Raw genomic sequence first — 26,864 nt, 5'->3', positions numbered from 1 at the left:
TGCGACGCACGGTCAGGAATCGGGGTCGGCCGGCGAACCCGGTTCCGACGGGTCTCCCCCGGTCGATTCGTCACCGGCAACGGCCGCCGCCGGGAGCATGTCGGTGACCGCGGCCTGCGCCAGACGCTTGAACGCGCGACGCGGACGGTTGCGGTCGAGGACCGCCACCTCCAGATCCGCGGCGGTCAGCACCCGGGGTGCGGGTGGTGGCGTCGACGCCGAGGACGAGCCGTTGCCACCGTCCGGCGGGGTGGTCAGCGCGGACACCGCCAACTCCACCGCTGCCGAGAGATCCAGGTCCGGCTGATACTTGTCCCGCAGGGTCGCGGTGATCGACTCCGTCGCGCCGCCCATCACGATGAACCGCGTCTCGTCGGCGATCGACCCGTCGTAGCTGATGCGGTAGAGCTGCGACGGCGTCTGCTTGCCCGGCTTGGCGACCTCGGCGACGCAGAGCTCGACCTCGTACGGCTTGGGTTGCTCGGTGAACACCGCGCCCAGGGTGTTGGCGTACGCGTTGGCCAGCGACAGACCACTCACGTCGGCGCGGTCGTAGCTGTATCCGCGCATGTCCGCGAGCTGAATCCCGGCCTTGCGCAGGCTCTCGAACTCGTTGTACTTGCCGACCGCGGCGAACCCTATGCGGTCGTAGATCTCGCTGACCTTGCGCAACGTGTTCGACGGATTCTCCGCCACGAACAGCACCCCGTCGGCGTAGGTCAACGCGACAACGCTGCGGCCACGAGCGATACCTTTGCGCGCGAGCTCCGAGCGATCGCGCATGATCTGCTCGGCGCTGGCGTAATACGGGAATGTCATCGCGCCTCCCCCTCATGCTCGGCCGCACGGCGGTCGAGGATCGCCCGGGCCGTCGTCTCGATCTCGGGCGCCGGCACCTCGCGGGCACCGTCGGCCGACACCACGACCGCGGTCGGGAAGATCCGGCGGATCAGGTCGGGACCACCGGTCGCCGAGTCGTCGTCGGCCGCGTCGTAGAGCGACTCGACACAGATCGACAACGCACCGGCCTCGTCGAGGTCGTTGCGGTACAGCTTCTTCAGCGACGACTTGGCGAACACCGAGCCCGACCCGATGGCGTGATAGCCGCCGAGTTCCTCGTGGCGATCGCCTGCGACGTCGAAGGTGAAGATGCGGCCGCGTTCGGACCGGTCTTCGTGGTCGATGTCGAACCCGACGAGCAACGGGATCGCGGCGAGCCCCTGCATGGCCGCCCCGAGATTGCCGCGCACCATCGTCGCGAGCCGAGAAACCTTGCCGTCCAACGTGAGTGGGACGCCCTCGATCTTCTCGTAGTGCTCGAGTTCGACGGCGAACAGTCGCACCATCTCGATGGCGATGCCCGCGGTGCCCGCGATGCCGGCCGCCGAATAGTCGTCGGTGATGTAGGTCTTCTGCACGTCGCGGGTCGCGATCATGTTGCCCATCGTCGCTCGCCGGTCACCGGCGAGCACGACGCCACCCGCGTAGGACACCGCCACGATGGTGGTGCCGTGCGGGATCTCGTCGGCGGCTCCCGTGGGGAAGTTCATCCGCTCAGCCCGATGCTGCGGCAGTTGCTCGGGAGCATGCGCGCGCAGGTATTCGGTGAACGACGAGATGTCGGGGCGGGACGTGGGTTGAGGGTGCAGTGAACTGAACCGATCGCTCACTGGCCGCCCTTCTGCACATAGGCGCGGACGAAGTCCTCGGCGTTCTCCTCGAGCACGTCGTCGATCTCGTCGAGCAGGTCGTCGGTGTCCTCGGCGAGCTTCTCACGCCGTTCCTGACCGCCACTGCCGTCCGAGCCGAGTTCGTCGTCGCCGTCGCCGCCACCGCGCTTGGTCTGTTCCTGCGCCATTTGCTGCCTCCCGCTCGTGCCCTCCCCGGCCATCGACCGGGGTGGAGAAATCGTGTTCTCCCACCCTACCGGTGCGCACGCCGCGGCGGGTGGAAGCGCGCCCCGGCACCGTTTTTCGCCGAACCCGTCAGGTGGTGAGCTGGTCGACGAGTTCGGCGGCCGAATCAACGGAATCGAGCAGTTTCCCGACGTGCGCCTTGCTGCCGCGCAACGGTTCCAGTGTCGGGATCCGCACCAGCGAGTCGCCGCCCAGGTCGAAGATCACCGAATCCCAGCTGGCCGCGGCCACGTCGGCGCCGAAGCGGCGCAGGCATTCGCCACGGAAGTACGCGCGGGTGTTCTCCGGGGGTTCGTGGATCGCACGGACCACGTCCTCTTCGCTGACCAGACGCTTCATCGAGCCACGCGCCACCAGCCGGTTGTAGAGGCCCTTGTCCAGGCGCACATCGGAGTACTGCAGGTCGATGAGGTGCAGGCGCGGCGCCGACCACCCCAGGTTCTCCCGCTGCCGGAAGCCCTCCAGGATGCGGAGTTTGGCCGGCCAGTCGAGGATGTCGGCGCACTCGAGCGGATCGCGTTCGAGTCGGTCGAGGACGTCGGCCCAGGTCTGCAGTACGTGGGCGGCGCGGGTGTCGTCGCTGTGTTCGGTGTCGTGGAACTTCTGGCAGCGTTCGAGATATTCACGCTGCAAGGCGAGCGCGGTGACCTCGCGTCCGTCGGTGAGCGCGACGGTGGTGGCCAGCGTCGGATCGTGGCTGATGGCGTGCACCGCAGAGACCGGCCGCGCCAGTTCGATGTCGGAGAAGTCGACGCCGGCCTCGATGAGGTCGAGGACCAACGCGGTGGTGCCGACCTTGAGGTAGGTGGCGGTTTCGGCGAGGTTGGCGTCGCCGATGATCACATGCAGCCGGCGATAGCGCTCGGGGTCGGCGTGCGGTTCGTCGCGGGTGTTGATGATGCCGCGCTTGAGGGTGGTCTCCAGACCGACCTCGACCTCGATGTAGTCCGAGCGCTGGGACAGCTGGAAACCGGCCTCGTCCCCGGACTGACCGATGCCGACCCGGCCGGCGCCGGTGATGACCTGCCGCGACGCGAAGAAGGTGGTGAGTCCGGCGATCACCGCGGTGAACGGGGTCTCCCGGTTCATCAGGTAGTTCTCGTGGGTGCCGTAGGAGGCGCCCTTGCCGTCGATGTTGTTCTTGTAGAGCTGCAGGCGCGGCGCACCGGGCACACTCGCGACGTGTCGGGCGGCGGCCTCCATGACCCGCTCCCCCGCCTTGTCCCAGATCACCGCGTCCATCGGGTCGGTCACCTCGGGTGCGGAGTACTCGGGGTGGGCGTGATCGACGTAGAGGCGGGCTCCATTGGTCAGGATCATGTTGGCCGCGCCGATCTCGTCGGCGTCGATGATCGGGGCCGGTCCGGCACCGCGCCCGAGGTCGAATCCACGGGCATCGCGCAGCGGGGATTCCACCTCGTAGTCCCAGCGGGTGCGCTTGGCGCGCGGTACGCCGGCGGCCGCCGCGTAGGCCAGGACCGCCTGGGTGGACGTCATGATCGGGTTCGCGGTCGGGTCCCCCGGCGCGGAAATGCCGTACTCGACCTCGGTGCCGATGATTCGCTGCATACGACGAGGGTAAATGTTCATCCCGCATCGGTCGCACCCGTGTGGCCACCTGGGTAGGGTTGCGCCGTGAAAGCCTTCCGCCGGTTCACCGTTCGGGTGCCGCTCCCAGCCCAGTTGTCCGAACTCACCACGCTCGCCCACAACTTGCGCTGGGTGTGGCACGCGCCCACCCAGGAACTGTTCGCCACCATCGACCCCGACCTGTGGGCGGCGACCGGCGATCCCCTCCGGCTGCTCGCCGAGGTGCATCCCGACCGGGTCGCCGAGCTAGCCGACGACGCCGCCTTTCTCGCACGGCTGCGCGAACAGAGCGACGACCTGGCCCGCTACATCGGCGAACCGCGCTGGTTCGACGCGTCGTACGCCACCGAGATCGACACGAACAAGGTTGCGCCGCAAGGCATTGCCTACTTTTCGATGGAGTTCGGCATCTCCGAGGTGCTGCCCATCTACTCCGGCGGTCTCGGCATCCTCGCCGGCGATCATCTCAAGGCGGCGTCGGATCTGGGCCTGCCGCTGATCGGCGTCGGCCTGTTCTACCGGTCGGGCTACTTCCACCAGAGCCTGTCCGCCGACGGCTGGCAGCTCGAGCGGTATCCGGTCAACGACCCGACGTCGATGCCGCTGACGTTGCTCGCCGACGGCGACACGCCCGTCGTCGTGACGATCGCCGTGCCGGGCGGGCGGACCCTGCACGCCAACGTCTGGGTCGCGACCGTCGGCCGCATCCCCCTGTTGCTGCTCGACTCGGACCTACCGGTCAACGACGAAGAACTGCGCAATGTCACGGACCGCCTCTACGGCGGCGACCAGGATCACCGCATCAAGCAGGAGATCCTGCTCGGGATCGGCGGGGTGCGAGCGGTCCGCGAGTACACCCGCCTGTCCGGTCACGCGGAACCGACGGTGTTCCACATGAACGAGGGGCACGCCGGCTTCTTGGGTGTCGAGCGCGTCCGGGAGCTGACCAGCGACGCCGGACTGGACTTCGACTCCGCAGAGGCAGTGGTACGAGCGTCCAATATCTTCACCACCCATACTCCGGTACCGGCCGGCATCGACCGGTTCCCGCTCGACATGGTTCGCTACTACCTCGGACCCGACGACCAGGGTGTCTCCCGGCTGCTGCCGGGCCTGCCGGTGGCCACCGTCCTCGAACTCGGCGACGAAGCCGACCCGGGCGTGTTCAACATGGCGCACATGGGTTTTCGGCTCGGGCAGCGCAGCAACGGCGTCTCGCAGCTGCACGGTGCGGTGAGCCGCAAGATGTTCGCCGACCTGTGGCCGGGATTCGACGCCGACGAGGTACCGATCGGCGCGGTCACCAACGGAGTGCACGGCCCCACCTGGACCGCCCGCACCTGGCAGGACCTGACGCCGGGCGACGAGGACGCCGCGGCCGAGGTGATCGCCGGGATGTCCGGGGACGAGCTCTGGCGGATCCGGGTGAGCCTGCGCGGGCAACTCGTCGAGGAGGTGCGTCGTCGGGCGCACGCCAGCGGCCGTGACCGCGGATTCACCGACGCGGAGTTGGGCTGGACCGCCGACATCTTCGACCCGAACGCCCTGACGATCGGCTTCGCCCGTCGCGCCGCCACTTACAAACGCCTCACCTTGATGCTGCGGGATCCGGAGCGGATGCGGCGCATCCTCACCGACCCGGACCGCCCGGTACAGCTGGTGATCGGCGGCAAGGCGCATCCCGCCGACGACGGCGGTAAGGCGCTGATCCAGCAGATGGTGCGCTTCTCCGACGATCCCGAGCTGCGCAACCGCATCGTGTTCCTGCCCGACTACGACATCTCGATGGCCCGCGACATCTACGCCGGCTGCGACGTCTGGCTCAACAATCCGGTGCGCCCGATGGAGGCGTGCGGCACCTCGGGCATGAAGTCGGCGATGAACGGCGGGCTGAACCTGTCGATCCTGGACGGCTGGTGGGACGAGATGGCCGACGGCGACAACGGCTGGGCCATCCCGTCGGCCGAGGGCGTGCACGACGATCACCGCCGCGACGACCTCGAGGCCGAGGCGCTCTACTCACTGCTGGAAGACTCGGTGATCCCGCTGTTCTACAACCGGTCGGCGACCGGCACACCGGAACGGTGGGTGGAGATGGTGCGCCACACCCTGAGTCGGCTGGGACCGAAGGTGCAGGCCTCCCGGATGGTGCGCGACTACACGACCGCGCTCTACGGTCCCGCGGCGACGCAGTACAGCTCGATCGTCGCCGATGGCTACGCGCCCGCCCGCGACCTCGCCGCCTATCGGCGAGTCCTGAACACCGGGTGGTCGACGGTCCAGGTCGCCGGGATCGACGAGGCCGGCACCGACACGTCGGCCGACGATCGACCGGGCACGGTGCGCCTCGACCTGACCGCGCACATCGCGCTGGGCGAATTGGCGCCCGATCAGGTGACCGTGCAGGCGTTGATCGGTCCGGTCACCGCCGACGGCGACATCGAGGATCCGGTCATCGCGGAGATGACACCGTCGTCCGACACCGACCCGTCGGGCCGCACGCTGTTCACGGTGTCGCTGGTGCCGTCCCGGTCGGGTCGGCTCGGGTACACCGCGCGGGTTCTGCCCCGGCACCCGCAGCTCTCCGACGACGCCGAGCTCGGACTGGTCCGGTACCCGGTGGGCACCGCCGAGGATCTCGGTCCGGCGCTGCGGACGACTATCGGGAGCGCGCCAGCCGCAGTCGTGAATACGTGAACGCCAGCAGCACGAGCGTGAGCACCCCGAGCATGCCGTAGCAGATGACGGTGTGCGCGATGGTCGGGTCCCAGAGTGCTTCCCGGTCGGCCGGCGGTTGCGGCGCCAGGCGGTTGAGATCGACCGCCTGGGCCGCGGCCGCGTACCCCCAGTAGGACGGGAAGATCCAGGAGAGCTGCGCCAGCCCCGGCGTGCTCAGGTGAAACAGGCCGCCGGAGAACACGATCTGGGCGATGATCACGATGACCAGCGGCGGCATGGTCTGCTCGGTGGACTTGACCGCGGACGAGATGGCCAGGCCGACGACGGTGCTCACGCACGCCAGCGCGGCGACCGCGCAGAACAGTTCGATCGATCCGGGGAGCACCACACCCGAGCCAGGTAACCCCTTGCCCACGTACGTGATGGCGAGCATGATCGCCGACTGGGCGATGGCGGCCGCGAAGAACACCAGCACCTTGGCACCGAGGTAAGCGCCGGGTCGCAGACCGACGGCGCGTTCGCGTTCGAAGATGTCGCGTTCCCCGACCAGGTCGCGGATGGTCAGGGCGGCGCCCATGAAGGTACCGCCGATGACCAGCACGAGCAGCAGCATGATCGCCTCGGTACCGGTCCCGCGTGGACGGTCGACGGCGAACCCGTAGTCGCCGGGGATCACCAGGGTGAGCAGACCGAGCACGACGGGCATCACCATCAGGAAGATCAGATAGCCGCGATCGGCGAAGATCAGTCGCACCTGTCGGCGCGCGATCGTGCTGCACTGCCCGAAGCCCGACGATTGGGGGACGGCCTCCGGTACACCGGGCGGTGCCGCGGGTGGCGGTGCCGGTGGTCGCGGCCGGCTGCGCGCGAGATGTCGCTGGTGCGCGGCATCCGGCTGGTCGGCGACGAAGGCGAAGATGTCGGCCCAGTCGGTGGTACCCATCGCCGGCCCGACGTCCCCGGGCGGGCCGCTGAACGCGGTCTTGCCGCCGGGCGCGAGCAGCAGCACCTGATCACACATCGACAGATGGGTCAGTGAGTGGGTGACCACGACGACCACACGTCCGGCGTCGGCGAGCCGTCGGAGGGTGGCCATCACCTGCCGGTCCAGGGCCGGGTCGAGGCCCGACGTCGGTTCGTCGAGGATCAGCAGCGACGGCCCGGTCAGCAGCTCGAGCGCGACCGAGGCACGTTTCTGCTGGCCGCCGGAGAGCTTCTCGACGCGGGTGTCGACGTGTTCGGTGAGCTGGAGTTCGTCGAGCACGCCGGCGATGACCGCGTCCCGGTCCGCTGCGTTGAGGTCGGGCGGCAGCCGCAGCTCGGCGGCGTAGCGCAGCGCCTGACGCAGGGTGAGTTTGTGGTGCAGCACGTCGCGCTGCGGGACCATGCCGATGCGGGTGCGCAGCGTCTCGTACTCGGCGTGGATGTCGCGGCCCTCGAACCGGACTCGGCCGGTACTGGGTGCGTTGATGCCGGCGATGATGCGCGACACCGTCGACTTGCCCGCACCGGACGGCCCGATGACTGCGGTCAGGCTGCCGGGACGGGCGGCGAGTGAGATGTCGTGGAGCAGTCTCTTGGTGCCCTCGACGACGAACCCGACCCCTTCCACGTCGAGTCCACCGGAAATGGTCGACGGCGGCCGCCCCTTGGTCAGGGTGCGGCCGGCGACGACCAGATCGCTGTTACCGATGGTGATGACGGCACCGTCGGATACCGGTACGGGTTGGCGACGCGGGATGCGATGACCGTTGACGTGCGTGCCGTTTGCGCTGCCGAGGTCCTCGAGGAGCAGACCCTGCGGCGAGGCGATCACCCGCGCGTGGTGGCGGGAGGCGAGGACGTCGGCCACCACGATGTCGTTGTCCGGGGTACGGCCGATGGTCTGCGCGCCCTGCAGCGCAAACGTGTCGGGGCGCGCCGCGTCACCGATGTTGTAGAGGAGCGACTGCATGTGCGGCGCGGCGTGCAGCTTCGGTGGCACCACGGGGCGGGGCGGCGGTCCCGGCCGCACCTGCTCGAGTACCACGGTGACCGGCGCGCCGGTCGTTGCATCTCCGAGGAGGACGCGGGTGGTCGTGCTGATCGGCAGTTCGGTGATCCGGCGGCCGTCGACGAACACACCGTTGGTGCTGCCGAGATCGACCAGATACCAGGCTCGTCCCCGCCACTCGATGCCGAGGTGTCGTCGCGAGACGAGCGGATGGTTGATGTCGAGGTCGTTGTCGGGGGTGCGGCCTACGGTGAATCGTCGGGCCGTCGACAGCGGTCGCGTCGTCGAGCCGACAGACACGCGCCCGGAGACGGTCACAGGGCTGTTCATCAAGAGATGACTGTAATGCCTGTGGCCCGGTCCCCGGGCGCGTGTACTGCGGTTGATCTATCGGATGCGTCCTACAGGTACTGCCCCGTGTTGGTCTCGGTGTCGATGGCCCGGCTCGCGCCTGCGCTCTTGCCGGTGACCAGCGTGCGGATGTAGACGATGCGCTCGCCCTTCTTGCCGGAGATGCGTGCCCAGTCGTCGGGGTTCGTGGTGTTCGGCAGATCCTCGTTCTCGGCGAACTCGTCGAGGATCGAATCGAACAGGTGCTGCACCCGTAGACCCGGGGTTCCGGTGTCGAGCTGCGACTTGATCGCGTACTTCTTGGCCCGGTCGACGACGTTCTGGATCATCGCGCCCGAGTTGAAGTCCTTGAAGTACATGACCTCTTTGTCGCCGTTGGCGTAGGTGACCTCGAGGAACCGGTTGTCCTCGCTCTCGGCGTACATGCGCTCGACGACCTTCTCGATCATCGCGTTGAGGGTGGCTGTGCGGTCGCCGCCGAACTCGCTGAGGTCGTCGGCGTGCACCGGCAGCCCCTCCACCAGGTACTTGGAGAAGATATCCATCGCCGATTCGGCGTCGGGCCGCTCGATCTTGATCTTCACGTCGAGCCGTCCTGGGCGCAGGATCGCGGGGTCGATCATGTCCTCGCGGTTGGAGGCGCCGATCACGATGACGTTCTCCAGGCCCTCGACGCCGTCGATCTCGCTGAGCAGCTGCGGCACGACCGTGGTCTCCACGTCCGATGACACACCCGAACCGCGGGTCCGGAAGATCGAGTCCATCTCGTCGAAGAACACGATCACCGGGGTGCCCTCGGACGCCTTCTCCCGCGCCCGCTGGAAGATCAGCCGGATGTGGCGTTCGGTCTCACCGACGAACTTGTTGAGCAGCTCCGGGCCCTTGATGTTCAGGAAGTACGACTTGGCTTCCTTCGCGTCGTCGCCGCGGACCTGTGCGATCTTCTTCGCCAGCGAGTTGGCGACCGCCTTGGCGATGAGCGTCTTGCCGCAGCCGGGAGGGCCGTAGAGCAGCACACCCTTGGGCGGGCGCAGTGCGTAGTCGCGGAACAGGTCCTTGTGCAGGAACGGCAACTCGACGGCGTCGCGGATCTGTTCGATCTGCCGGCCGAGACCACCGATGTCCTCGTAGCCGACATCGGGCACCTCTTCCAGAACGAGGTCCTCGACCTCGGCCTTGGGCACCCGCTCGAACGCGAATCCGGCCTTGGTGTCGATGAGCAGCGAGTCACCCGGACGCAGCTTGCGCTTCTGCCCGTCCTCACCGTCGACGTCGCCCAGGAGTGGTTCGGCCAACCAGACGACGCGTTCCTCGTCGGCATGCCCGACGACCAGGGCGCGTTCGCCGTCGCCGAGGATCTCGCGCAGCGTGCTGATCTCGCCGACCGAGTCGAACTCGCAGGCCTCGACGATGGTGAGCGCTTCGTTCAGGCGCAGCGTCTGGCCCTTGTGCAGCGTCTCGACCTCGATGTTCGGCGAGCAGGTCAGCCGCATCTTGCGGCCGGAGGTGAACACGTCGACGGTGGTGTCGGGGTAGATCTCGAGCAACACGCCGTAGCCGCTGGGCGGCTGACCGAGCCGATCGACCTCTTCGCGGAGCGCGACGAGTTGCTGACGGGCCTCTTTGAGCGTGTCGAGCAGTTTGGCGTTGCGCGCGGTGAGGTTGTCTACCCGCTCCTGCAGCTCGGCGGCATCCGAAGGCCGGCCGAAGGACGGCCGTTGGGTGGCGTCGGGCCGTGGAATCGGCGAATACGCGGGGACGAAGTTCTCGTCGGTTTCGGGCAGGTCTGCACCCGAGGGCCCGTGACGTTCGGCGCCACTGGCGCCCTGACGGTCAGATTCGGTCATTGCTGACTCCTCTCCCCGGCAAACACGCTCTCACCGGACTCCCTGGCCCGCTGCATGTTTGCGCCGTATCACCACGCTACCGGTGCGGCGGCGAAATCGCCGGACACCGCGCAACTCTCGGCGTTGTCGGTCTGTTAAATGTGCGTATTCGCAACGTATTCGCGATGTTTCGTCGGGTAAAGCGATTAACGCAGGGTAATCCGATCCGACGGGTCAGCCGCGCGTCGGTCGCCGCTGGGGTCGCAATGTGGTGACACCGTCGGCCAACCGTCGTGTGGTGATCAGGAATGCGGTGTGGCCTTGCATTTTGTGTTCCGGACGGACCGCGAGGCCGACGGCGCTCCAATCGCGGACCAGCGATTCCCAGGCCCGCGGCTCGGTCCAACACTCCTGCTCACGCAGGCTTTCCACGACCCGGGACAGCTGTGTGACAGTTGCCACATAGATGATCAGCACGCCGCCGGGCGTGATGGCCTGCCGGACGACGTCGAGCGGCTCCCAGGGGGCGAGCATGTCGAGCACGATGCGGTCGAAATGCTGCTCGGGCGACAACGCGGCGGCATCCAGGTTGGCCAGGTCGTCGACGAGGATCTCCCAATTCTCCGGGCGTCCGCCGAAGAAGGTATCGACATTGCGGATGGCGTGTTCGGCGTGGTCGTCGCGCACCTCGTAGGAGGTGACGGTGCCGCGCTCACCGACGGCCCGCAGCAACGAGCAGGTCAGCGCGCCGGAACCGGCACCGGCCTCCAGCACCCGCGCGCCGGGGAAGATGTCGCCCTCGGTCACGATCTGGGCGGCGTCCTTCGGGTAGATGACCTGCGCGCCGCGCGGCATGGACAGCACGTAATCGGTGAGCAGCGGCCGCAACGCGAGGTATTGGGTGCCACTGGTGGCCGCGACGATGCTGCCCTCGGGCGCGCCGATCAGGTCGTTGTGGGCGATGGCACCGCGATGGGTGTGGAAGAGCTTGTCCTCCTCGAGGTGCACGGTGAACTTCCGGCCTTTGGCGTCGGTGAGTTGCACTCGATCGCCCACGGCGAAGGGGCCGGTCGTCGGCATCTGAGAGGTGTCCTTCCGGCTGGTCAACAGTGATCTAGGGAAACGTGTGGATCGCTCCGCAACGCGACGTCGGCGCGTTTCGCAGTTTCTGTCGGGGTCGCGACCTACCCTGCCAAATGTGAGTACGACGATCGACGCCGGGTCCGCGACCCAAGGCACCTCCCCGGACACTGGGTCGGGCACCCGCGGGCTCGTGGGCCGCCCGCTGGCCCTCTCCCCTTCCCGGGCGGCCGACTTCAAGCAGTGCCCGCTGCTCTACCGCTACCGCGCGATCGACCGCTTTCCGGAGACCCCGACCCAGGCGCAGACGCGCGGCACCGTGGTGCATGCGGCGCTGGAGAATCTGTTCGACATACCCGCCGAACAACGCACGCCGGAGGCCGCCGACCTGCTGGTCGAGGGCGCCTGGGCGGCGATGTGTGAGGCAGACCCGCAACTGTCGCAGGTCATCGGCGTGGACGCCAACGGACGATTCGTCGCCGAGGCACAGAAGCTGATGGCCACCTACTACACGATGGAGAATCCGACGGCGTTCGACGCCGATGCCGTCGAGGAACATGTGGAGATCGACGTCGACGACGTACTGATGCGCGGTTTCATCGACCGGATCGACGTCGCGCCGACCGGGGAGATCCGGGTGGTCGACTACAAGACGGGTCGCAGCCCGGGCGAGGCATACGAGGCCAAGGCGCTGTTCCAGATGAAGTTCTACGCGCTGGCGATATGGCGGATCCGCGGCGTGGTGCCACATCGGCTGCAGCTGATGTACCTGTCGGACGGGCAGCAACTCAACTACACCCCGGACCCCGATGAGCTCGAACGATTCGGCCGCACTCTCAAGGCGATCTGGGCGGCGATCCGGGCCGCGGTGCGTACCGGCGACTTCCGGCCGCGCAAGTCGCGGATGTGCAACTACTGCGAGCATCGCGAACGCTGCCCGGAGTTCGGTGGCGAGATCCCGCCCTACCCGGGACCGCCACCCGGGTTCCTATGACGGTTGGCATAGGCTGGCGTAGTGGAAAGTTGCTACTACGTGCCCATCGATCCGCCCGCCACGTCGGCCGGTGACGGATACGAGTACTTCCAGCCCACCGACGCGACGCTGAGCGTCTGGGCGCCGACGATGCAGCACGGTGGGCCGCCGGCCGGTCTCACGGTCCGCGCGCTGGAGCGCTGCGCCCCCGACCCCACCCAGCACATCACCCGTGTCACCACCGAGATCCTCGGTCCCGTCGGACTTGGCATCAACCGGGTCCGCGCCCAGGTGGTGCGCCCGGGTCGGCAGATCAGCATGGTCAGTAGCGACCTCGAGGTGCAGCAGGCCGACGGCTCGTTCCGGGTGGCTGCGCGGTCGACGGCCTGGCGGATTCGGACGGCCGATTCGTCGGCGGTGGAACGGATGCCCGCCCGCCTGACGCCAGGACCGGACGAAATGACACCGACGTTGGGCATCAGCGCCGATCCGGACGTCGGCATACCCTGGGGGACTTTGGGTTTCGTCGGCACGTGCGAAACCGCGATCGTGCCGGGCCGCCTTGGCGAGACGATGGCACTCTGGCTGCGGCCGGCCCTGCCACTGGTCGGCGGCGAGGAGATCACCGATCTGGAATCGATCTTCACGGTGCTCGACATCGCCAATGGCGTCGGCACCACCCTCGATCCCAACGAGTGGACGTGGATGAACACCGACACCACGGTCCACCTGACGCGGATTCCGCGGGGACCGTGGCTCGGGCTCGACTCCGACATGTTGCGCGGCGGCGACGGTTTCGGCGCCACCTTCGCCGACCTCTACGACGCGACCGGCTTCATCGGACGTTCGGCGCAGACGGTGTTGCTGGCCGAGAACTGATCTCTCTGCGGTAGGCCACGTTCGCGGATCTTGAGCAGGACGATCCGGGAGACGACCATGGTCAACGCCCACAGCAGAAAGAACGGGGCGATGGTCGCGAAGTCCAGGTGATGGCCGATCATGAACTCGCCAAAGTGGTTTCGCAGTGTGGGGTTGTTGGTGACCGCCCACACGAACGTCAGCCGCGCCACCACCGCCGTCGCCCACACCGCGACGAAGGCGGGACCGGTGATGGTCAGCAGCCGACCGCTACGGTCGTCCCGTTCGATGCGGGTGACGGCGGTGGCGACGACCCCGAAGACGAGCCCGACGACGACAGCCGTCGCATAGACGAGCCAGTCCCTCGGTGACCCGATCGGCGCGTCCTTGAGATAGATCACCCCGAAGACCCCGACCGCCGCGACGGGCAGCATCAGTGCTCGTCGGTCGAAGACACGACGGCCATAGCCGCGGGCCACGACCAGGGCGAAGATGCCGCCGCTGATGAGTAGTGCCTGGGTGAAGTCCGACATCGCGTGCTCCTTCGGGTTGGTGTGTGCGATGTCTTCAGTCAACGTGGCTACACCGGCAGAAACATCGCCGTGCGGGTGGAGATCGGGTGGAGATCGGTTCTCCACCCGGGCGCGGTTGGCCGGCGTCGCGGCGCCTGACACGATGGGCCGATGGGATGGTGGGACATCCAGACATACGACAGCGGCATCCCGCGCGAGACCGAATGGGATCGGGCGTTGCGGGTGCTGCAACCGGTGCTGGTGATCTTCTTCGCGGCGATGATGGTGCTCACGCTGCCGGCGTCGTCGCACCCGTGGGGCACCCCGCTGCAGCTGGTGCTGGTCGTGGTCTGCGCCGGTCTGCTGTTGACCGTGCCCGTGCCCGACCGGATCATCGATCTGCGAACGCGGTTGATCCTGGCGTCGATCACGGCGGTACTGGCCGGTGTGTTGATGGGGCTCGGCGGTCAGGGGTGGCCGGCGACGTTCTCGTACATGATCGCGCTGCACGCCGCGATCCGGTTTGTGCCGCGGGTCGCGGTCTGGGTGATCGCCCTCAACGTCGGGGTCGCGATCGGCGTGCAATTGCTGTGGGGCCCAGCCGATATCACGCCGTGGTGGACGAACCTGCTGGTGTTCTTGAGCATCATCCCGGGAATGGCGCGCTACACCAGGCAGGAGACCTTCGCCGCGGCCGACGAAGTGGTGCGGCAGACCCGTAAGGCCGCCGAATCCGAGGCGCAATCGCGCGCTCTCGCCGACCGCGCCGCCATCGCCCGCGACATCCACGACGTCCTCGCCCATTCGCTGTCCGGGGTGAACATGCAATTGTCGTTGGCGGACGCGCTCTTTGACGCCGACCGTGTCGACGAGGGCCGGGCTGCGGTCCGCAACGCCCGCACCATGGTGGTCACCGGACTCGAGGAGGCCCGCAGCGCTGTGCAGATGTTGCGCGGGGACACCGTCGATCCGGCGATCGCCATCGCCGGCATGCTGACGGGACCCCATGAGACACTGACGGTTCGGGGAGAACCGCTCCCGATGGACGGGCGGACGGTCCACACCATGGTGCGGATCGCGCAGGAGTCGGTGACCAACGCACGACGACACGCACCAGATGCACGCCTGGACTGCGTGCTCGAATTCGGTGCCACGCCAGTCGAGTTCACCGCGACCAACAAAGCTGGACACGAATCATCCTCGGCAGGCTCCGGATTGGGCCTGGTCGGGATGCGGGAACGCGCCGCGGCGATCGGCGCGCACCTCGAAGCGGGCCCGTTGCCGCCTGACGACCCGTCGTGGCCCGGCGGCTGGCGCGTGCACCTGAGTATCCCGACAACCGGCATCGACGACGAGGAGCAGCCATGATCACCGTGGTGGTCGCCGACGATCAGACCGCCATCCGCGAGGCGCTCGCGGTGATGCTGAGCCTTGTCGACGATCTCGACGTGGTGGCGACCGCAGCCAACGGGCGCGAGGCCGTCGATGCGGTGGCCACGCACGGACCGCAGGTGCTGCTGACCGACCTGCGGATGCCGGTACTCGACGGGGCCGCCGCGACCGCCGAAGTGTGCGAACGGTTTCCGGACACCGCCGTCGTCGTGCTCACCACGTACGACGACGAGGCGTCGATCCTGAGTGCCCTGCAGGCGGGTGCCCGCGGCTACCTGACCAAGGAGGCCGGACGCGACGAGATCGCCACCGCCATCCGCGTGGCCGCCGCCGGCCAGTCGGTCCTCGATCCGGCGGTGCAGGCGCGGTTGGTCGCGGCGGTCGCCGGCGGCGGGCCGTCATCCGCGAACGCAGCGCCGGCGACCACCGGTCTCGAGGTGTTGACCGCACGCGAGACCGAGGTGCTCGAGTTGATCGCGCAGGGTCTGAGCAACCGCGAGATCGCCCGACGACTCGTCGTCAGCGACTCCACGGTGAAGACGCACATCAACAACATCTTCACCAAACTCGATCTGCGCGACCGCAGTTCGGCGATGCGGTTCGCCTTCCAGCACGGCCTCGGCAGTTAGCGTCTGGGGCGTCAGGTCAGAAGCGGCAGGACCGGATGTCGGTGGCGAGGATGGCCTTGGCGCCGAGCTCGGAGAGCTCGTCCATCAGGCTCTGGTGGATCTTGCGCGGCACCATGGCGCGGACGGCGGCCCAGTCGGGGTCGGCCATCGGTGCGACGGTGGGCGATTCGAGTCCGGGGGTGAGGGCGGTGGCCTGCTCGAGCAGGGTGCGTGGGCAGTCGTAATCGATCATCACGTACTGCTGACCGAAGACCACGCCCTGCACGCGGGCCACGAACTGGCGGGCGGCCTTGCCGAGGTCACCGCCGCCGTTGCGGGAGATGAGCACGCCCTCGGAGTCGCACAGCGATTCGCCGAAGGCGACGAGGCCGTGCTGCCGCAGGGTGCGTCCCGAACCGACGACGTCGGCGATCACGTCGGCGACACCGAGCTGAATGGAGATCTCGACTGCGCCGTCGAGGCGGATGACCTCGGCCGGTTCGATGCCCCGGTTACGGAGGTCGTCGCGGACGAGGTTCGGGTACGACGTGGCGACGCGTTTGCCCGCGAGGTCGGCGACCGTCCAGTCCTGGCCGGCGGGTGCCGCATAGCGGAAGGTCGAGGACCCGAAGCCCATCGAGAGCTGTTCGTCGACCGAGGCGCCCGAATCCCGGGCCAGGTCGCGGCCGGTGATGCCGAGGTCGAGGGTGCCCGAGCCGACGTAGATCGCGATGTCCTTGGGGCGCAGGAAGAAGAACTCGACGTCGTTGGCGTTGTCGAGAACGGTGAGGTCTTTGGCGTCGGATCGCTTCCGATATCCGGCTTCGGCGAGCACGGCTGCCGCCGATTCGGAAAGTGCTCCCTTGTTGGGCACGGCTACGCGCAACATGAGTGTGGGGTCCTTACTGGTGAGACGTGATGTTGGCCTGGGGTCCGATGTGGGGCTGGATCGCAGCCCTACAGATGGCGGTACACGTCGGCGAGGGACAATCCCCGCTTGATCATCATCACCTGCAGCCAGTACACGAGTTGGGAGATCTCTTCGCCGAGCGATTCGTCGGACTCGTGCTCGGCGGCGAGCCAGACCTCACCGGCCTCTTCGATGATCTTCTTGCCCAGCGTATGGACTCCGGAATCGAGGGCGGCGACGGTCCCGCTGCCGGCGGGACGGTTCTGTGCCTTGTCGCTCAGCTCGGCGAACAGCTCCTCGAAAGTCTTCACGGGACTCTATTTTGGCATGCCGCTCAGCGACGACGCACGTGCGCCCACCGCACCAGCCGATCCGTCGACACCTCGTCGACCGCGATGCTGTGGTGATCGGGCGGCAGTGTGGCCAGGAGGGACCGGCCGGGAGCATTGTGCAGCCACACACGCGTGCCGTGACCGGCAAGGACGTCGACGCACAGATCCCACCGCACGCCGACGACGATGCCGTCGGTCAGGTCGGTGCGCAGCTGGGCGGGCGTGCGCAGGAGGCGACCGTCGCGGTTACCGGCGATCGGGATGCGGGGTCTGCGGAGTTCGATGTCGTCGAGGGCGGTGGCCACCGCGGCTCCGGCAGGTGCCATCAGTTCGGTGTGCGCGGGCACGGATACCTCGAGCGGGCGGATGCGGGCGCCGTGGACGTCGGTGAGTTCGGCGGCCAGCCGCGCAAGGGCGCGATGGGTGCCCGACGCCGTCGCGGCGGACGCGCTGTTGATGTTGCTCAGCCAGACCAGTTCGCCGTCGCCTCGCAGCCGGGCGGCCGACTCGTCGATGACGCCGGCCCCAACTCCTTCGACGGCGATCATCCCCGAGTCGGGCGGTGCGGCCGCGGCCATCGCGTGGGCGCGCAGGTCGACGATGCGCACCGCGTCGGCGACGTCGACGACGTCGGCGAGCACCGCGGCGGTCCACTGCCCCACCGAATGTCCGGCCAGATAGTCGATGGGTGCGCCCGCGTCGAGCAACGCTCGCCCGCGGGTGACGCCGCAGATGAGTAGCGCGAGCTGCACGGCGCGGGTGTCGCGCAACGCGTCGGCCGTGTCGAGGGTGGTGACGTCCTCGCCGAGCACCGCGGCGGCTTCGTCGAGCACGTCGGTGCCGGCCGCGGCGAGATCACCCAGCATGCCGGGCTGCTGAGCGCCCTGCCCCGGGCAGATCAGCGCACTGCGCATGCCGACGTGTCCCACGGATCGGTGCACAGGATGGGACCGTCGACGGTGCGCAGCGCGACCTGACTGTCGCCGCGGGCGACTTCGGTGAAGGCGACGCCGCCGCCCGGTGTCACAAGCTGGACGTCGATGCGCGTGCCGGTCGCGTCGGTGGCCTTGGTGATGGCATCCGTGATGAGCGCCATCTCGGTGGTCGAAAGTCGTTGCGGCGCATCCACGATCAGGTCGAGATCGCTGGTCTCGGTGGCGACGGACGTACCGGTGACCAGTTCGAAGGCGACGCTGCCGGCCGGGCCCCAACGCAGGTCGGAGTGGCCCAGTGCGCCCGTCACGAATCGGAAGGCGGTCAGGGCCGGGGGCCGGGTCGGGTCGTGCGAGGTGGAACGGATCTGCCAGGGCCGGACCCGTTCGGCCGCGCCCGAGACGGGCAGCAGGGCGGCGTGACGTTCGGACCGCTGCCGCCCGCGGATGCCGACGGGCAGCATTCCGGTGGGCGCAGCAGCACGCCGCACGACCACCCAACCGCCGCCGAGTCCCGCCAGCGCGCGGGATGCGTCGTCGGACAGCGTTGCACCGGCTGTGTCCGTCAGCAGATCGGTGTCGGCGACCCGGACCAGGTCATGGGGTTCGGCTGGGGGTTCGGCGAAGGCGGTCATGCGCGCCAGGCCTGCGCGACCCGGCGTCGCACCTCGTTGGACGCGGCACGCCGGGCGCGGGCCTCCGGCGAGGTCAGCCGCGACGTCAGGTCGGCGGGCGCCTCGCGCGCGGCTCGAATGGCGGCGGCGATCGAGGTGCGGACCGCGTCGATGTCGGCGTCGGTCGGCCGGTGCGGCTGCTCGACCTTCAGTAGCTCGTGTAGTGCGCCGAGCGAGGCGAAGCTGCCGACGTCGCGGGCGGTCGCCGGCGCGACTGCGGCGATCCGCTCGAGTTCGGCGACGTCGCGTCGGGTGATGCGGGCGGTCGCGCTCTGCGACATGACCTGCACCTCGACGTCGGAATGGTCCAGGGCGACAAGCCTATTGGCCTGCAGGCCGAAGGAGAGGAAACCACCGGAGATGGCCTTGCCGACGATCAGCCCCACCACCGGATGCCCGGCGAGTCGGGCATGTGCGAGGGCGTCGACGGCCGCGGCGAGCGCCTGATGCAGGCCGATGAGTTCTTCGAGGTAGCCGTAGGCCTGGCCGGGGGTATCGATGACCAGGACGACCGGCGCGCGATCTGCTCGGGGTCGGTGCTGCTGCGCGGCCGTGTACCGGGTGACGGCGTCGGCGACGGACCACCCCTCGCGGAGGCCGATCTCGCCGTGGCGCACCCGCGGGTACGGGGAGTCGGGATCGGGCACGACGGCGATCACCAGCGCAGAGTCGGACGAGCTGTCGAGCGTGATCTCGCCGACCCGGACCGAAGCGCACCCGCTCTCGGCGGAGTCGGTGGTGGCGAGGGCGTCGAACCAGATCTGGCCGAGGGAACATGTGGGGCTCATCGGAAGTCACCGTTTATCCAGTCGCGGGCGATATCGGCGGGCAGGTGCGCTGCCGGGTCGAGGCGGTCGAGGATACCGGTCGCGGCATCGATGCGCTGCGACCGTGGTCGTGGGGTGCCGGGTTCGCGCCACACCGCCCGGACCGCGGCGGCGACCGCGTGGGTGTCGTCGTCGACGAGGATCTCCGCGAGATGCTGGCCGACGCGCTGCACTCCGCCGAGCATCGACCAGATGAGTGGCCGGTCGGCGGAGTCGAGTTCGTCGATGCCGGCCTCGGTCTCGATCACCTCGGGACCGTTGAGACCGAGACGCCCTTCGCGGGTCATGACCAGATGGCTGGTCAGCCCGGCGGCGATGCCCATGCCGCCGAAGCAGCCGACCGGCCCGCTGATCACCCCGACCACCGGGGCGAGCTGGCGCAGCTCGACGATGGCGGCGTGGATGTCGGCGATCGCCAGGAGCCCGAGGTTGGCCTCCTGCAGGCGGATGCCCCCGGTCTCCAGCAGCAACACGACGCGGATGGGGATACCGGCGCGGTGATCGGCGATGGCCTGTTCCAGACCGGCCGCCAGTTTGGCGCCGGACACCTCGCCGATGCCGCCGCCCTGGAACGCGCCGTCGAGTGCCAGGATGACCGCGTCCGCGTCGTCGATGGTGCCGCGTGCGATGACGGCGCCGTCGTCGCTCTGACCGACGATGCCCTGCGCGGCCAGATGCGGCGACTCCATGCGGTCGAACGGGTCGAGGATCTCCCGGAAGCTGCCCGCGTCGAGCAACGCCCGCGCGCGGTCGCGAGCGCGGAGTTCGGTGTAGGCGAGAGGCAGGACGGTCATGCCGCACCTCCCCGGGCCGCCTCGGCGGCCTGCGCCAGGCGCAGGGTGACCATGCCGGGCGTGGCACCGGAATCGTTGATCTCGTAGCGGGCGGCGTAGGCGCCGTCGGCGAGCGCGCGGTGCAGCACGCGTTCCCACAGCACGCCGTAGCCGTCGACGGTGGTGCGGAGCCGGATCTCGGCCGTGCTCTCTCCGGCGGGATCGGTGCGGTCATGCGGCGTGAGCAGCACCTCGAGATCGCCGGATGCGACGACCCCGACGTGCACGTCGCGAGTCAGTGTCTGCGTCGCCGGAAGGGTCAATTCGATTGTCTCCATGAGTCTTTCCTCAGTGTGTGGGCGGTGGTCTCGATGCGCTCGGCTCCTTCATCGCCGGGCTGATCCGAAGAGTTTGGTGAGGTGGCGTCGTGACGCGCGGGTGGCGCGTGCGGAGGTGCCCGACGCTGGTAGGCGCCTGGTGCGGGATTTCGGTGGGGTGTGTGGGTTTAGGCGCTGGCGGGTTGTAGGGTGGCCTCCCATCCGAGGTCGCGTAGTTGTTGTAGAGCACGGTTTTTGGCGCGTTCAGGGTTACGTTGTTGGTAGAAATCAGGACCGGGTTCGGTATAGGTGGTGTGGTTGGTGATCATGGTCCAGATGAGGGTGATCAGGGTGCGTTCGATCGCGACGATCGCTTTGCCCTGACCGCGTTGTTTGGACAGCCGCACGTATTTCGTGTGCAGAAAGGTGCCTTTGTTGCGGGCGATGGTCAGGGCTGAGGCGCCGAGCGCGCCTTTGAGGTAGCGGTTGCCGGGTCGGGTTGCCGCGTTCTTGACGCGGCCGGCCGACTCGTGGTGGCCGGGGCATACCCCGGCCCACGATGCCAGATGACCTGCGTCGGGGAACACGGTCATGTCGGCGCCGGTTTCGGCGATGATCACATCGGCGGTGCCTTCGGCGATTCCGGGGATGGTGCATAACAGTTCCCGGATGTCACGAAAGGGTGCCATCAGCTGCTCGATCCGCTCGGTGAGCGCGTCGATGTGGGTGGTGTGTTCCTCGATCGAGGTCAGGTGCATGTCGATGATGAAGGCGTGGTGGTCGGTGAAGCGGCCTTCGAGCGCTTGGGTGAGCATCGGGATCTTGGCTCGCAGTTGGCGTACGGAGAGGTCGGCGAGGACTTCGGGGTTACGCTCGCCGTTGGCCAGCGCGCGCAGGATGCGTTGCCCGGATACCCCGGCGATGTCGGTGGCCACCACCGATAGTTTGATACCGGCGTCTTCGAGGACCTTCTCCACCCGTTGGATGGTGCGGCCGCGTTCGCGGGTGATCGCGGTGCGGGTACGGGTCAGATCGCGTAGCTGCCGGATCGGTGGCGGTGGCACGAAGCATGGGCGCACCAAGCCATGTGCGGCGAGTTGGGCCAGCCAGGCCGCGTCAGAGACATCGGTTTTGCGGCCGGGGAGGTTCTTGACGTCGCGAGCGTTGACCAGCATCAGCTCGAACGGTCCGTCCTCGAGGACGTAGTAGAACGTTTTCCAGTAGTCGCCGGTGGCTTCCATCACCACACAGGTGACCTTCTCGGTACTGAGGTGTTCACGCAGTGCCAGCACGTCACGGGTCATTGAGGACCATGTCGTGACTGTTTCCACGGTCTTGCGGCGTCCTGAACCCGCCACCCGGACACACACTTTCGCGTCTTTCTTGGATATGTCGAGCCCGGCGCAGCGGGCATGGAGTACTTCCATCACCGATTCCTGACGGTCGAAGGGAATTGACGGGTGAATCGTGGGCGGGGCTGGGTAGATCTAGGAGTCTGATCCGCGTGCTCGAAGCAACAATCCACATTCCCCGTGGCAGGCCCCGCGATTCATACTTACTCGCTGGCTCACTGGCACAAAGCACGTGAGCGAATTCTCCACGATTCACCCTGCCCACTATCCGCCCCGGCGGCTGTGGTGACCAGCGGCAACTCTTCCCGGCTCACGTTGGCCGCCTGCGGCGGCCCTGGTCACTTACTCGACCATCTGGGGGGGTGGCGGTGTCGAGCTCGTCGAGGAGCAACGCGAGGGCGAGCATGTCGGCGCTGCCGCCGGGTGAGATGCCGGTGGCGCACAGTCGACGGTCGAGCTCGGTGATGACCGCGCGACCGGCAGGCGTGCGGGCGCCACCGACAGCCAGTGCGCGCCGGGCGCCGGACCGCACGGTGTGCAGCGCCGATCGGCCGCCGCGGACGAGGACGCAGGTGTCGTCGAGGTCGGTCATCGCGGCCAGCAGTCCGTCGAGTCGCGCCTGCTCTTCGGTCGCGCCCGCGAGCCGGGATCCGCGGATCGACATCAGTGCGGCGACCGCGGCCGGGAAGCCGGCGCGGGCGGCACCGACCGCACCGCCGACCGCGTAATGGGCACGTGCCCGGGCACCGGGGGTGTGCGGTGCGGGTGCGGCGGGGTCATCGTGGGCGGCGATCGCCGCGACCCGGTCGAGGATCGCCGCGGCGGACCCGGCGCCGCTCTCCGGTGCGAGACTCGCGGCGGCACCCACTGTCAGGCCCAGCGCCCAGATCGCGCCGCGATGGGTGTTGACGCCGCCGGTCGCCGCCATCATCGTGCGTTCGCCGACGCGGCCGACGCCGGCGAGGTCGGCGCGCAGTCGGGGCAGATCCGTTCCGCCGGCCAAGCCGGCGGCGGCGAGGTCGGTGAAGGTCGGTCGCAGCACCTGCGCGGACCGCAGGAGCAGGTCGAGATCCATGTCGGTGTGGGCGCCGGAACCGCGGGCGTCGACGAGTCCGGGTTTCGGGCTGAGGGTGGCCTCCGCGCACAGCGCGGCGACCGCGGCGTCGGCGAGTAGCGAGGTCGGGGTCTGCATGTCGGTGATCACAGTGTGGGTCATCACCAGCTCCGGAACTTCGCGGGCGGGTCATAGAGTCCGCCGGACCAGGTCACCAGGTCGCCGATGCTGCGGGCGGCGAGTTGCGTCCGGTTGGCATCCGAGCGCCGGACCCCGAGATCCTCCGGTGTCGCGAGGAGGCCGTCGCGGCGCAACTGCGCCCGCTCGTCGGCGGTCGAGGTCTGCCCGAGTGGGCCCGCGCCGGCCAGCGCGGCGACGGCCGCACGACGCTCGTCGGCGCTGTGCGCGCGGTAGAGGTAAGCGACGCCTTCTTCGCTGATGAGGTGGGTGACGTCGTCGCCGTAGATCATGACCGGCGCGACCGGCATGCCGGCCTGCTCCCCGACCGACCACGCGTCGAGCCGGTCGACGTATTTGGGGACGCCGCCGGTGCCGAAGGACTCGGCGATCTGCACGACGAGTTTGCGGCCGCGCAGCGGACCGAGCGTGCCGGTCGCCTCGGTCCTACCCAACTCCTCGGCCATCCCCAACCAGGTGGGTGTCGAATGCCGTCGGCCGCGGGGGTCGCTGCCCAGGTTCGGGGCTCCGCCGAAGCCGGAGAGCCGGCCGGCGGTGACCGTCGACGAGTTGGCGTCGGCGTCGATCTGCAGGGTGGAACCGATGAACATGTCGGTGGCGTACAGACCGGCGGTCTGGGCGACCATCCGGTTCGAGCGCAGCGAGCCGTCGCGTCCGGTGGCGAAGATGTCGGGACGGGCGGCCACGTAGCGTTCCATGCCGAGTTCCCCGCCGAACGAGGTGATCGTCTCGACCCAGCCCGATTCGATGGCCGGGATCAGCGTCGGATGCGGATTGAGCGCGAAATGCCGGGCGATGCGCCCCTTCAACCCGAGGTCGCCACCGTAGGTGGGGAGCAGCAATTCGATTGCCGCCGTGTCGAATCCGATGCCATGGTTGACCGAGGTCACCTCGTGGCGTTCATAGACACCGCGGATCGCGAGCATCCCGAGCAGCACGTGCAGGTCGGTGATCTGGCGGGGATCGCGGGTGAAGAGCGGTTCGATGTGGAACGGGCGGTCGGCGCGAATGACGAAGTCGACGCAGTCACCGGGGATGTCGGTGCGCGGCAGATCCTCGTGGTCGACGATCTCGTTGACCTGAGCGATGACGATGCCGTCGCGAAATGCGGTGGCCTCCACGATGGCCGGGGTGTCCTCGGTGTTCGGCCCGGTGTAGAGGTTGCCCGCCGAGTCCGCGGCCTCCGCCGCGATCAACGCGACATCCGGGATCAGGTCGACGAACATGCGGGCGTAGAGCTCGAGGTAGGTGTGGATGGCACCCACGGTGAGCGTCTTGTCGGCAATCAGTCCGGGTATCCGGCCCGACTGCGCTCCGGCGAACGCGAAGTCCGCGCGGGTGGCGATGCCCTGCTCGAATAGGTCGAGGTGTTCGGGCAGCGAGATCGACGGGATCACCAGGTGCAGTTCGTTGACCCGGCCCGGATCGAGCCGGGTGAGGGCCCGGGCCAGGAAGTCGGCCTGCTTCTGATTGTCACCCTCGAGTGCCACTCGATCCCCCGGCCGCAGCACGGCGTGCAGGAGATCCTCGACGGCGTCGGTCGGCACGACGCGCCCGTCGGTGAATCGGCGCCCCGCCTCGACGCGCTCGGACTTGCTCTGGCGGCGGCGGTTCCAGACGGGAGCGGCGCTGCTCGGTTGCTGCGTGGTCGTCACCCACTCAGGCTGCGTTGCCGATATGCCCCACCGCAATGGTCGACCGCGTTAGAATCATTCACTCATGAATGTCAATGAGGTCGAACTACTCTTCGCCTCCGGCCTCGCGCAGCTGGTGGCCCTCGACGCGGAGCAGTCGTTGACCAGCGCGGCCGACCGTAGCGGGGTCAGCCAGCCGACGCTGAGCCGGACGGTGCGCACCTGGGAACACGCCCTCGGCGTCGCGTTGGTCGAGCGCGACGGCCGGGCACTGCGGCTCACCGCCGCGGGGATCGCTCTCTCGGCGGCCGCCCGCGAGGCACTCGACACCTTCAGCGCGGCGGTGCGGACGGCAACCGATCCGGGAGCGACCGAGATCCTGCGGATCGGATGCCTCCGATCACTGAACTCGACCGTGGCCGGCGAACTACTCGGCTCCTTCATCGCCGAGCACCCCGAGGTGCGGGTGGCCCATCGTGAGGGCGCGTCCGACGAGCTCCTGGCCGCCGTCGACGATCAGACCATCGAGGTGGCCGTCACCGCGCCCCGACCGGCACGGCGATTCTCCTGGATTCCGTTGGGAAGGCAGCGTTTTGTTCTGCTGGTGCACAGTTCGCATCCGCTCGCCACCCGCGCTTCGGTGTCACTGACCGAGTGCGCCGACGAACCCGCCCTCGCGCTGGACACGCGTTTCCACACCCGCCGCATCGCGGACACGCTGTGGCGGCAGGCCGGCGTGAGCCCACGCGTGGTGCTCGAGGCCGACAACCTCGCCACCCTCGCCGGCTTCGTCGGCTCCGGATTGGGCGTGTCGGTGGTGCCCGCCGACGGGGCGCCACACCCGCGGACCGTCGCCATCCCGATCGACGACGCGACGGCCGAACGCGAGTTCGGCATCGTCTGGGACGGCGGGCGGGAATCGACGCGACTGAGCGCCTTCCTCGACCACGCGCGACAGATCAGCCGGGACTATCCGAACTGGGCAGATATCGATGGCTGAGAATCATTCTCTGATGCATGAGTCGCGGTGTCCGCATGTCCGACATGGCCTCGGCGAGACGCACCGCTAGGGTACGGATATGGCCGCGGCATACCTCGACGATCTCGACCGACGGATCGTCGGCGCGTTGCAGGTCAACGGCCGCGCATCCTGGCGGCGTATCGCCGACGCCCTCGGCGAATCGTTCTCCACGGTGACCCGCCGTGGCAACGCACTGATTTCCTCCGGCGCGGTCCGTGTCGCGACCCTGCCCCTGGGCATGTCGACTCATGTTGTCTATCTGGATTGCCTGCCCGGCGACATCGACGACGTGGCGTCGTCGCTTGCCGCGGATCATCGCGCCGTGTTCGTGTACCGGCTCGGCGGCTCACCGTCCATCGTCGCCGAGATCACCGCGCCGGAATCCGAACTCGCCCAGTTCACCCGCGACATCGCCGACGCCCACGCGGCAATCCGGTCGGTTCACGTGGCACCGGTCCTCCGATATTTCCAGACCGTCGCCGGGTGGCGACCGCCCGTGCTGACCGACGCCGAGGTGCAGGCACTCGACCTCGACGCACCACCCGAGAATGTCGGCCCCTCGGGCGAGTTCGACGAACCCGACGCAACGATCGTGCGAGCGCTCGCCCGCGACGGCCGGATCGCGCTCACCACGATCGCCGAGGAAGCCGGTATTCCGGAGAGCACCGCGCGGCGCCGGGTGGATCACCTGTTCACCACCGGCCGGTTGCACACGAGGATCGTCATCGAGCCGGCGAGCCTCGGTCTGCCCGTCGAGGCGCTGCTCTGGATCCAGGCGAATCCCGCGGTCACCGTCGAGGTCGGTGAGATGCTCGCCAAGCTGCCGTCGGTGCGGTACGCCGCGCTGGTCATGGGCCGCGACGCGCTCGTCGTCAACATCACGATGAGCTCATTCACCGAGCTCGCACAGCTCCTGACCGGCAGCGATTGGGTGCCGCGGGTGTCCGCGGTGCACTCCGAGCTGGTGCTGGCCTCCTATAAGCGCAGCGGCGTTCTCACTCGCTGACCGCTTCGGCACCGTTCGCACTAGCCTCGATTCCTCCTTGTCACTTCGCACTGCAA

At 68.4% G+C, this 26,864-nt stretch carries 25 protein-coding genes; 7 read left to right on the top strand and 18 right to left on the bottom strand.

Features of this window, described 5'->3' with window-relative positions; genetic code table 11:
- Nucleotides 1-12: 12 nt before the first annotated feature.
- The 4 genes from prcA to dop form a co-directional block, all read right to left on the bottom strand.
- On the bottom strand, nt 13-819 hold the full coding sequence (gene prcA, locus AAFP30_RS13270) for a proteasome subunit alpha (RefSeq protein WP_419230386.1): 807 nt from the start codon (nt 817-819) through the stop codon (nt 13-15).
- Complete coding sequence (prcB, locus tag AAFP30_RS13265) at nt 816-1,670, bottom strand: proteasome subunit beta (RefSeq protein ID WP_419230385.1); 855 nt, start codon at nt 1,668-1,670, stop codon at nt 816-818. Before prcB ends, prcA begins: the two co-directional genes overlap by 4 nt.
- The gene (locus AAFP30_RS13260) at nt 1,667-1,858 is read right to left on the bottom strand and encodes a ubiquitin-like protein Pup (RefSeq protein ID WP_419230384.1); all 192 of its coding nucleotides are present in this window, start codon (nt 1,856-1,858) and stop codon (nt 1,667-1,669) included. The genes prcB and AAFP30_RS13260 overlap by 4 nt, the downstream gene beginning before the upstream one ends.
- A 127-nt stretch (nt 1,859-1,985) precedes the next feature.
- Nucleotides 1,986-3,485 (bottom strand): depupylase/deamidase Dop, encoded by a 1,500-nt coding sequence (gene dop / locus AAFP30_RS13255; RefSeq protein WP_419230383.1) that lies wholly within the window; start codon nt 3,483-3,485, stop codon nt 1,986-1,988.
- A gap of 66 nt (nt 3,486-3,551) precedes the next feature.
- Here dop and glgP point away from each other — a divergent pair, with 66 nt between their 5' ends.
- The gene (gene glgP, locus AAFP30_RS13250) at nt 3,552-6,203 is read left to right on the top strand and encodes an alpha-glucan family phosphorylase (protein ID WP_419230382.1); all 2,652 of its coding nucleotides are present in this window, start codon (nt 3,552-3,554) and stop codon (nt 6,201-6,203) included.
- Here glgP and AAFP30_RS13245 read toward each other — a convergent pair.
- The 3 genes from AAFP30_RS13245 to AAFP30_RS13235 form a co-directional block, all read right to left on the bottom strand.
- The gene (locus AAFP30_RS13245; protein WP_419230381.1) at nt 6,166-8,508 is read right to left on the bottom strand and encodes an FHA domain-containing protein; all 2,343 of its coding nucleotides are present in this window, start codon (nt 8,506-8,508) and stop codon (nt 6,166-6,168) included. The genes glgP and AAFP30_RS13245 overlap by 38 nt on opposite strands.
- A gap of 71 nt (nt 8,509-8,579) precedes the next feature.
- The gene (arc, locus tag AAFP30_RS13240; protein WP_419230380.1) at nt 8,580-10,376 is read right to left on the bottom strand and encodes a proteasome ATPase; all 1,797 of its coding nucleotides are present in this window, start codon (nt 10,374-10,376) and stop codon (nt 8,580-8,582) included.
- Between the two features lie 213 nt (nt 10,377-10,589).
- Nucleotides 10,590-11,435 carry a tRNA (adenine-N1)-methyltransferase gene (locus AAFP30_RS13235; RefSeq protein ID WP_419230379.1) on the bottom strand — a complete coding sequence of 282 codons (846 nt, stop codon included), beginning with the start codon at nt 11,433-11,435 and terminating at the stop codon, nt 10,590-10,592.
- A 118-nt stretch (nt 11,436-11,553) separates the two neighbouring features.
- Here AAFP30_RS13235 and AAFP30_RS13230 point away from each other — a divergent pair, with 118 nt between their 5' ends.
- Nucleotides 11,554-12,429, top strand: coding sequence for a RecB family exonuclease (locus AAFP30_RS13230; protein WP_419230378.1), 876 nt, complete (start codon nt 11,554-11,556; stop codon nt 12,427-12,429).
- A 21-nt stretch (nt 12,430-12,450) separates the two neighbouring features.
- Nucleotides 12,451-13,287, top strand: a complete 837-nt coding sequence (locus AAFP30_RS13225) for a thioesterase family protein (RefSeq protein ID WP_419230377.1) — start codon at nt 12,451-12,453, stop codon at nt 13,285-13,287.
- On the opposite strand, the gene AAFP30_RS13220 is transcribed toward AAFP30_RS13225, so the two are convergent.
- Nucleotides 13,227-13,799: a hypothetical protein gene (locus tag AAFP30_RS13220; protein WP_419230376.1), complete on the bottom strand. Its 573-nt coding sequence runs from the start codon at nt 13,797-13,799 to the stop codon at nt 13,227-13,229. The two genes, AAFP30_RS13225 and AAFP30_RS13220, sit on opposite strands and share 61 nt — an antisense overlap.
- 150 nt (nt 13,800-13,949) lie before the next feature.
- Between AAFP30_RS13220 and AAFP30_RS13215 the strand changes: the two genes are divergently transcribed.
- Nucleotides 13,950-15,146, top strand: a complete 1,197-nt coding sequence (locus AAFP30_RS13215; RefSeq protein ID WP_419230375.1) for a sensor histidine kinase — start codon at nt 13,950-13,952, stop codon at nt 15,144-15,146.
- Entirely contained in the window at nt 15,143-15,799 is a 657-nt protein-coding gene (locus AAFP30_RS13210) for a response regulator (RefSeq protein ID WP_419230374.1), read from the top strand. Before AAFP30_RS13215 ends, AAFP30_RS13210 begins: the two co-directional genes overlap by 4 nt.
- Before the next feature lie 16 nt (nt 15,800-15,815).
- On the opposite strand, the gene hisG is transcribed toward AAFP30_RS13210, so the two are convergent.
- From hisG to mdcA, 10 genes are all read right to left on the bottom strand, one after another.
- On the bottom strand, nt 15,816-16,667 hold the full coding sequence (hisG, locus tag AAFP30_RS13205; RefSeq protein WP_419230373.1) for an ATP phosphoribosyltransferase: 852 nt from the start codon (nt 16,665-16,667) through the stop codon (nt 15,816-15,818).
- A 68-nt stretch (nt 16,668-16,735) separates the two neighbouring features.
- The gene (locus AAFP30_RS13200; protein ID WP_419230372.1) at nt 16,736-16,999 is read right to left on the bottom strand and encodes a phosphoribosyl-ATP diphosphatase; all 264 of its coding nucleotides are present in this window, start codon (nt 16,997-16,999) and stop codon (nt 16,736-16,738) included.
- A 23-nt stretch (nt 17,000-17,022) separates the two neighbouring features.
- On the bottom strand, nt 17,023-17,934 hold the full coding sequence (locus tag AAFP30_RS13195) for an ACP S-malonyltransferase (RefSeq protein ID WP_419230371.1): 912 nt from the start codon (nt 17,932-17,934) through the stop codon (nt 17,023-17,025).
- Nucleotides 17,919-18,587 (bottom strand): malonate decarboxylase holo-ACP synthase, encoded by a 669-nt coding sequence (locus AAFP30_RS13190; protein ID WP_419230370.1) that lies wholly within the window; start codon nt 18,585-18,587, stop codon nt 17,919-17,921. Before AAFP30_RS13190 ends, AAFP30_RS13195 begins: the two co-directional genes overlap by 16 nt.
- Nucleotides 18,584-19,414: a biotin-independent malonate decarboxylase subunit gamma gene (gene mdcE / locus AAFP30_RS13185; protein ID WP_419230369.1), complete on the bottom strand. Its 831-nt coding sequence runs from the start codon at nt 19,412-19,414 to the stop codon at nt 18,584-18,586. The genes AAFP30_RS13190 and mdcE overlap by 4 nt, the downstream gene beginning before the upstream one ends.
- Nucleotides 19,411-20,247 carry a biotin-independent malonate decarboxylase subunit beta gene (locus tag AAFP30_RS13180; protein WP_419230368.1) on the bottom strand — a complete coding sequence of 279 codons (837 nt, stop codon included), beginning with the start codon at nt 20,245-20,247 and terminating at the stop codon, nt 19,411-19,413. Before AAFP30_RS13180 ends, mdcE begins: the two co-directional genes overlap by 4 nt.
- A complete protein-coding gene (gene mdcC, locus AAFP30_RS13175; RefSeq protein ID WP_419230367.1) occupies nt 20,244-20,564 on the bottom strand; it encodes a malonate decarboxylase acyl carrier protein in 321 nt (106 codons plus the stop codon). The genes AAFP30_RS13180 and mdcC overlap by 4 nt, the downstream gene beginning before the upstream one ends.
- Nucleotides 20,565-20,731: 167 nt before the next feature.
- Nucleotides 20,732-21,970 (bottom strand): IS110 family transposase, encoded by a 1,239-nt coding sequence (locus AAFP30_RS13170; protein WP_419230366.1) that lies wholly within the window; start codon nt 21,968-21,970, stop codon nt 20,732-20,734.
- A gap of 235 nt (nt 21,971-22,205) precedes the next feature.
- Entirely contained in the window at nt 22,206-23,111 is a 906-nt protein-coding gene (locus tag AAFP30_RS13165; protein ID WP_419230365.1) for a triphosphoribosyl-dephospho-CoA synthase, read from the bottom strand.
- Nucleotides 23,111-24,802, bottom strand: a complete 1,692-nt coding sequence (gene mdcA, locus AAFP30_RS13160; protein WP_419230364.1) for a malonate decarboxylase subunit alpha — start codon at nt 24,800-24,802, stop codon at nt 23,111-23,113. Before mdcA ends, AAFP30_RS13165 begins: the two co-directional genes overlap by 1 nt.
- Nucleotides 24,803-24,866: 64 nt before the next feature.
- Between mdcA and AAFP30_RS13155 the strand changes: the two genes are divergently transcribed.
- Complete coding sequence (locus tag AAFP30_RS13155) at nt 24,867-25,781, top strand: LysR family transcriptional regulator (RefSeq protein WP_419230363.1); 915 nt, start codon at nt 24,867-24,869, stop codon at nt 25,779-25,781.
- Nucleotides 25,782-25,860: 79 nt separating this feature from the next.
- Complete coding sequence (locus AAFP30_RS13150; RefSeq protein ID WP_419230362.1) at nt 25,861-26,808, top strand: Lrp/AsnC family transcriptional regulator; 948 nt, start codon at nt 25,861-25,863, stop codon at nt 26,806-26,808.
- Nucleotides 26,809-26,864: the final 56 nt, after the last annotated feature.

Source organism: Gordonia sp. CPCC 205515, assembly GCF_048537925.1.
Taxonomy (GTDB): Bacteria; Actinomycetota; Actinomycetes; order Mycobacteriales; family Mycobacteriaceae; genus Gordonia.
Note: the sequence above shows the minus strand (reverse complement) of the source record. Positions and strands in the feature narration are given on the sequence as shown.